We start from the raw sequence: 6,431 nt of genomic DNA on the forward strand, positions 1-6,431 counted from the left end.
CAAGAATATCGTAAGGGAGGAACAGCAGCTTAAAGAGCTGCCCTTCCGGATTAGCGGACTTCGCAGCTTTCTAGCGTCGGAAGACAAGGCTGAGATTATTAGCGGGCATCGAGATCCGCTCGACAAGCGTCAGCCCATACCTTCCGGCGAGCCCCGCCACCTCCTCGAGGTCCCGGATACCCCAATCGGGATTCCGGCGTCTGAGATCGGCATCGAAGGCTTCATTGCTTGGCGCCGTGTGGATACCGTTCTCCTTGTACGCTCCGTAGAGGTAGAGCACGCCGTCGGGCGAGAGAGACCGTCCTGCCCCGGCCATCAGCCCTTGCGTCGCCTGCCAGGGGCTGATGTGGACCATGTTGATGGCCACAATGGCGTCCACCTGCTCGACAGGCCATTCGGGAGAAGCGGCATCGAGGCGAAGCGGCGCGAGGAGGTTCGGCAGGCCAGAGATGGCCCGATGAGCAGTGATGCTTCTCAGGGCCTCCTCATCCTGATCCGATGGCTGCCATATGAGGTGCGGCAACGCAGCCGCGAAGTGCACCGCGTGCTCGCCCGTGCCGCTGGCGATCTCGAGAATCGTGCCAGTCGGCGGCAGAACTCTGCGCAATACGGCCAAGATCGGATCGCGGTTGCGGGCCACTGAAGGTGCAACTCGTGCAACCTGGGAAGACGATGTCGTTGTCATGAAGGCGTATACCTCATTATGCGGTGCCTGTGCTGTCATGCCGTCGGGGGAAGCCGTCGACAGGACAGACAACGCCACTCTGCGGACAATCAGTTGGAAGACCCGATCCTTTCGAGCGTGTCTGTCACAGCACGTCTCGCGGCCTCCACCGCCCCTGCCATAAAACCCGGTTCCGTTGTGCTAGTTTCGCTGCCGGCCAAGGTGAGGCGCCGTTGCCACGCTCCCGTGACCCAGGCGGAACCCTCTGCTGAGGGGTGACCGCCGAATCCTCTGTCTGCCGATGTTGCGGTCAGCGGGTCCTTTGACCAGTCCTTGTAGAGCGTGGCTCGCGGTTGGAGCGCCTGCGGTCCGAAAATTCGGGCCAACTGCTCGATGCAGGCCTGGGTGACCACGGCCTCGCCAACCGCCGAACGCTGATCCGGTCCCATACCAAGGAAGCCGAATAGCCCCGGCTTCCCGGATGAGGTCGTCGCATCGTGGATTTCCATCAAGGGCCCAACCACGCTCTGCGCCGTTCCCGACAACCCGGCCTCGCGCCAGAACGGGCGATCGTAGAGGGCGAAAAACTTCGCATGCGGGGCCATCCAGGTCGGCGTGCTACGCCAGCGATCGGCCGTCGATGGCTCCAATGCAGGCGTGAATTGCACTGTCGCTTCGAGGAGACGCGGCGGCACCGCCGTGACCACTTGGCTGGCGTGGATTTCCGCCTCCCCGCCACCGGGGAGGCCAATGGTCAGCCGCACCCCGTCCTCTGCGAGCACCATCCGGGTCACATGAGCCTCGCACCGGATGCAATCCTCAGGCAGGCTGGTCATAAGCGCGCGAACCATCGCGGACGTGCCGCCAACCAGTCGGATCGACTGTGGGTCCTGCCTTGGCCCTGCATGGCGGAGCGGACCCTCGCGCGAAAAGCGCTCGAAGACGACATCACCTTCACTGAACTGGGTGAAACCGGACAGTCCGAGTTCGTCGACTAGGGCGCCTATCGCTGGCTGCATCTTCGGCCAGATCCAGGAGGCGCCGAGGTCAAACCCGTCCTCGCTCGGACGACCTCTCTCATCGACCGACAGAATACGCCCGCCGACGCGGTCGCGAGCCTCCAGGATCTGAACCGCAACACCTGCGGCGTGAAGCAGATGGGCAGCGTAAAGACCGGATAGGCCAGCTCCGATGATCGCAACCGTGGCATCGGTAGACTTCATACAGGCTTCCTCTTGCTGGCTTGGGTCCCGAGCGCCAAAGCGCCCTGCCCTCCCGCATACCGAGTTCTGCCCATGAGCAAAAATGGTAAGATCTCATACATCGATAAGTAGGAGTCATGAATGCTGGACTACCAACACCTTGCCATTCTCAGGGAAGTCGACCGTTCAGGCAGCGTGACTGCGGCAGCCGAGCGGCTCAATGTCAGCCAGTCGGCCCTATCGCATATGATCCGCAAGGTCGAGGAACGCTATGGGGTCAAGCTCTGGGTGAAGCAGGGGCGTGGCCTGCGCTTCACGCAGGCCGGGGAGTATCTGCTCAGCCTTGCCCAGCGCGTCCTGCCCCAGATGGAACATGCCGAGCGGGTTCTCACTGACTTTGCCCAAGGGCGGCGCGGCGCCCTGCGCGCCGGGATGGAGTGCCACCCGTGCCAGCGCTGGCTGATGCGGCTTACCCCGCACTACTTGGCTGCATGGCCGGACGTGGACCTGGATGTCCGCACGGCCTTCCGCTTCGATGGCGTTGCCGCGCTGCTTGGCCACGAGATCGACCTGCTGATCACCCCGGACCCGATTGATCTGGCGGGGCTCCTGTTCACGCCTGTCATCAATTACGAGCTCGTGCTCGTCGTGCATGAGGAACACCGTCTGGCCCAACGCGATTGGGCCACCCCGCCGGACCTCCTCGACGAGGTGTTGATCACCGTTCCGGTCAGCATCGAGCGGCTCGACATCTACACGCAGTTTCTCGTGCCCGGTCAGTGTCGCCCGCGACAGCACAGGACAGTTGAAACCACCGACCTGATGCTGCAACTGGTCGCTGCCCGACGGGGTGTTTCGGTCCTGCCAGATTGGCTTGTACGCGAGGAGGGAGCGCAGCTTCCCATCCGCGCCGTAAGGCTTGGGAAGGGCGGGATCAACAAGAGCATCAATCTCGGCGTCCGCCGCGGCGAGGAAGGGATTGCCTACATCGCTGGCTTCCTATCCCTTGCACAGGAACTAGAGGCTAAAGCTGACCCAGCGGCCGACTGGAGCTAGTGACCCTCGCATGACGGCGCGGGAGCTTACGTCCGGAAAGGGTCACCCAAAAAAGTTCCCGGCGTCGTTGGAACGTCCGGTTGCGTGAGGATTGCTGCCCTTGGGACAATATCTCAGGAGTGCCATCTGCGGACATTCGCAACCTGACAACGATCATTGTTGAGCTACATCCAGCATTGTTCACGTTGGCGTTTCCCTAACCTAGACCGCTAGGATAAAAGATACTTACGTCCTGGTGAACCTGCTGCATTCATGGTGAAGCAATTCCATTGTGAATGTTATACAAGGGCAATCGGCTCTCCGTCCCTTGCCCCTAGCAAGCTATCTGTCGACCATTAATCTGTTCTGCAATCCGCCAGATGTATACTCTACAGCAATGGGTAAACTGACGAATAGGATCCGAACAATGCGGTGGGAGAAGAGATACCCCGCAGCGGATTTAGGTTTTACGAGATGCAGTTGAAGAATAGCCCCGCCTCTATCCAATCCCGTAGCGCGGCGGGAGCTTTAGAAGTTATCCTAAACGGCATTGTGCAACCGGTCATCGTTAAGGACCGTGCTCATCGTTTCGTATTTCTGAACGATGCCGCATGCGTCCTGATCGGACGCTCCCCTGAGGAACTGATAGGTGGGGTGGATCACGACTTCGTTCCAAAGGAGCAAGCTGACGCCTTTTGGGCGCTTGATGACGAGGTATTGGCGACCGGTCAGGACCGCCAGGTCGAAGAGCACATCACCGCGGTGGATGGTACCATTCGTATCCTTAGCACCCACAAACGCCTCGTTGCTCTCCCAGGCACGGCTGGGGAGGAACTCTTCATCGTCGCGGTCATCTCCGACATTACGGAGCTCCGGCGGTCCGAAGCGGTGCTGCGCGAGAGCGAAGAGCACTATCGTCACTCCGTCGAGCTGAACCCTCAGATTCCCTGGACGGCCGATCCGCAGGGCAACATTATCAGCGTCTCGTCGCGCTGGCATGAGCTCACGGGGATGCCCGTGGAAGAAGGGTTGGGCCGCGGGTGGATCGCCGCCCTTCACCCGGACGACCTGCCGCCGACCCAGCAAAGCTGGTTGCGTTCGGTTACGAGCGGTAAGCCGTTCGATACAGAGTACCGCCTGCGCCTACGCGACGGGAACTATCGATGGTTCCGGGCTCGCGCCACAGCACGGCACAGCGAAGATGGCACCATCCTCCGCTGGTACGGCACGCTGGAGGACATCCACGAGAGCAGGCTGGCCACGCAAGCGCTTCGGGAGCGGGAACGCCAGCTTGCGACCGTGTTCGGCCAGACCATGGTCGGCATCCTGCACCGGGGTTTGAACAACGAGGTGCTGATGGTCAACCAGCGCTTCTGCGATCTTGTCGGGCGAACCCGGGAAGAGCTCCACGGCCTTTCGATGAAGGATTTCACGCATCCGGAGGACTTCCCGCGGAACCTGGCCGTGTGGGAGGAACACCGGAAGCATGGCACGCCATTTCAGATCGAGAAACGATACGTCCGGCCGGATGGTAAAGCGGTCTGGTGTGCGGTTCATGTCTCGTTTGTTTACGATGAAAGCGGCAAGGTGATCTCCACCATCACGGTGGCGCAGGACATCGATGAACGCAAACGGGCAGAGGAGCAGTCCCGCGAGAGCCAGGAAAACTTCCGCTATCTGGTGGAGCTGAACCCGCAGATCCCCTGGATTGCGGACCCGGACGGGCAAACCATTGAGATCAGCTCCCGCTGGCTCGCCTTGACGGGACTGTCCCGTGAGGAGGTGCTCGCCGAGGATGGCTGGGCCAGAGCCGTGCATCCCGATGATGTGGAATCGGCAACGCGGAATTGGGCTCATTCCGTCGCCACAGGCGAGCCGCTTGATGACGAGTTCCGCCTGCGCGTGGCCGACGGGAGCTATCGCTGGTTTCGCGCACGGGCGAGCGCCCGGTGTGACGAGACCGGCGCCATCGTTCGATGGTACGGGGCTGAGGAGGACATCCATGACAGGAAGCTTGCGGAGGAGCACCTCCGTTGGGCCGCGTATCATGATCCGCTGACTGGTCTGCCTAACCGGAGACTTTTCCAGGAGCGGCTCCGGCAGGCGCTCGACCGGGCTGCCACATCGCACCGAAGTGTCGGCTTACTGATCGTCGATCTGGACGACTTTAAGCAGATCAATGACCGGTTCGGCCACGATGCCGGGGATGCGGTTCTGAAGGCGTTTGCCCAGCGGCTCCAGGGCACAGCGTCAGATCCCGACGACGTGGCCCGCCTCGGCGGGGACGAGTTTGCCATCATCCTGCCTGATGTGGCGAGTGAGGCGGACGTCGCCCGCGTTGCGAGCCACGTCATTGCCCAAGTCAGCAAGCCGTTGAGCGGGAGCAATATCGGACGGGACTACCGCGCGAGTGTCGGAGGGGCCATCACCTCCGGCCCCGGCATGGAACTTGATGAGCTTCTGAAACAGGCAGATCTCGCCCTCTATAGCGGCAAGGCTGCCGGACCGGGCCTGTTCAGGATGTTCGAACCCGCCATCCGGGAAGGAATCCAGCAAGCCGCTTCGGCTCTGCGGCTGGCCCAAAAGGCGCTCGAACTCGACTGGATCGTTCCGTTCTACCAACCGAAAGTCACGCTGGGCACCGGTGCCATTGCGGGCTTCGAGGCGTTGCTGCGGTGGCACCACCCCCGCCTGGGGCCGCAGCCTCCCAGCGCCCTCGCCTCTGCCTTCGATGATCCGAGGCTTGGCGTCGCCATCGGCGAGCGGATGCTTGCCTCTGTCCTGAGGGACTTGCGCTCGTGGCTCGACACGGGTCTCGATGTCGGAACAATCGCCATCAACGCCTCAGCCAGTGAATTCCTCAGTGGCGACTATGCCGAGCGGGTGCTCCATCAACTCCGGTTGGCCGGTTTGCCGGCAAGCCGCCTTGAGATAGAGGTAACCGAGACGGTGCTTGTTGGGCGCGACGCAGCAAACGTGGAGCACACCTTGCAGACCTTGAGTGCTGCGGGGATCAAGATCGCTCTTGACGATTTCGGAACAGGCTACGCGTCTTTGACACACCTGAATAAGTTTCCTGTCAACGTCCTGAAGCTGGATCGGTCATTTGTTGGCAGCTTTGAGAAGGAGCCCGGCAATGCAGCGATAGTCCAGGCAGTCCTCGATCTCGGCCGGAAACTGGCGATCACGGTGGTTGCCGAGGGCATCGAAACGTCGGCACAAGCTGCCTTTCTGCGAGACCACGGGTGCGATCTAGGCCAAGGCTACTTCTTCGGAAGGCCGATGGCGGCCGACGCCGTTTCTCCATTCATAGGGACGTGGTCGGCCCGACTGAACGAGGGCGCTGACGAGTTGTCACGCGGAGGGGTAGTGCTCAACAATCGGCCGGAGGCGAATGCCGCAAGAATCGATGTCGGCGGATCCGCAGATCGTCAAGCCTGAGTGTCAACAGGAGCGCTGGAACAGACCACGGCCTCCTCCGTGTCCAGCGGGACTATGCCGCTGCGGCCAGTGGGTCAGGTACCGGGGCT

Annotated in this window: 4 protein-coding genes; 2 read left to right on the top strand and 2 right to left on the bottom strand. The window is 61.7% G+C overall.

What is annotated here, in order from left to right; translation table 11 throughout:
- Positions 1 to 70: 70 nt before the first annotated feature.
- Positions 71 to 685, bottom strand: coding sequence for a DUF938 domain-containing protein (locus tag JQC81_RS22970; RefSeq protein ID WP_203274131.1), 615 nt, complete (start codon positions 683 to 685; stop codon positions 71 to 73).
- A gap of 89 nt (positions 686 to 774) precedes the next feature.
- Positions 775 to 1,887: a flavin monoamine oxidase family protein gene (locus JQC81_RS22975; protein WP_203274132.1), complete on the bottom strand. Its 1,113-nt coding sequence runs from the start codon at positions 1,885 to 1,887 to the stop codon at positions 775 to 777.
- Positions 1,888 to 2,007: 120 nt separating this feature from the next.
- Between JQC81_RS22975 and JQC81_RS22980 the strand changes: the two genes are divergently transcribed.
- Both JQC81_RS22980 and JQC81_RS22985 read left to right on the top strand, forming a co-directional pair.
- Positions 2,008 to 2,922, top strand: a complete 915-nt coding sequence (locus JQC81_RS22980) for a LysR family transcriptional regulator (RefSeq protein WP_203274133.1) — start codon at positions 2,008 to 2,010, stop codon at positions 2,920 to 2,922.
- A 453-nt stretch (positions 2,923 to 3,375) separates the two neighbouring features.
- Positions 3,376 to 6,342 carry a PAS domain S-box protein gene (locus tag JQC81_RS22985; RefSeq protein ID WP_246520611.1) on the top strand — a complete coding sequence of 989 codons (2,967 nt, stop codon included), beginning with the start codon at positions 3,376 to 3,378 and terminating at the stop codon, positions 6,340 to 6,342.
- Positions 6,343 to 6,431: the final 89 nt, after the last annotated feature.

Source organism: Microvirga arabica (assembly GCF_016811235.1).
GTDB classification, from domain to species: Bacteria; Pseudomonadota; Alphaproteobacteria; order Rhizobiales; family Beijerinckiaceae; genus Microvirga; species Microvirga arabica.

Bases quoted from the DNA above. Each gene is read 5' to 3' on its own strand.
- JQC81_RS22980 (WP_203274133.1), top strand. From the start codon at position 2,008: ATGCTGGACTACCAACACCTTGCCATTCTCAGGGAAGTCGACCGTTCA.
- JQC81_RS22985 (WP_246520611.1), top strand. From the start codon at position 3,376: ATGCAGTTGAAGAATAGCCCCGCCTCTATCCAATCCCGTAGCGCGGCG.
- JQC81_RS22975 (WP_203274132.1), bottom strand. From the start codon at position 1,887: ATGAAGTCTACCGATGCCACGGTTGCGATCATCGGAGCTGGCCTATCC.
- JQC81_RS22970 (WP_203274131.1), bottom strand. From the start codon at position 685: ATGACAACGACATCGTCTTCCCAGGTTGCACGAGTTGCACCTTCAGTG.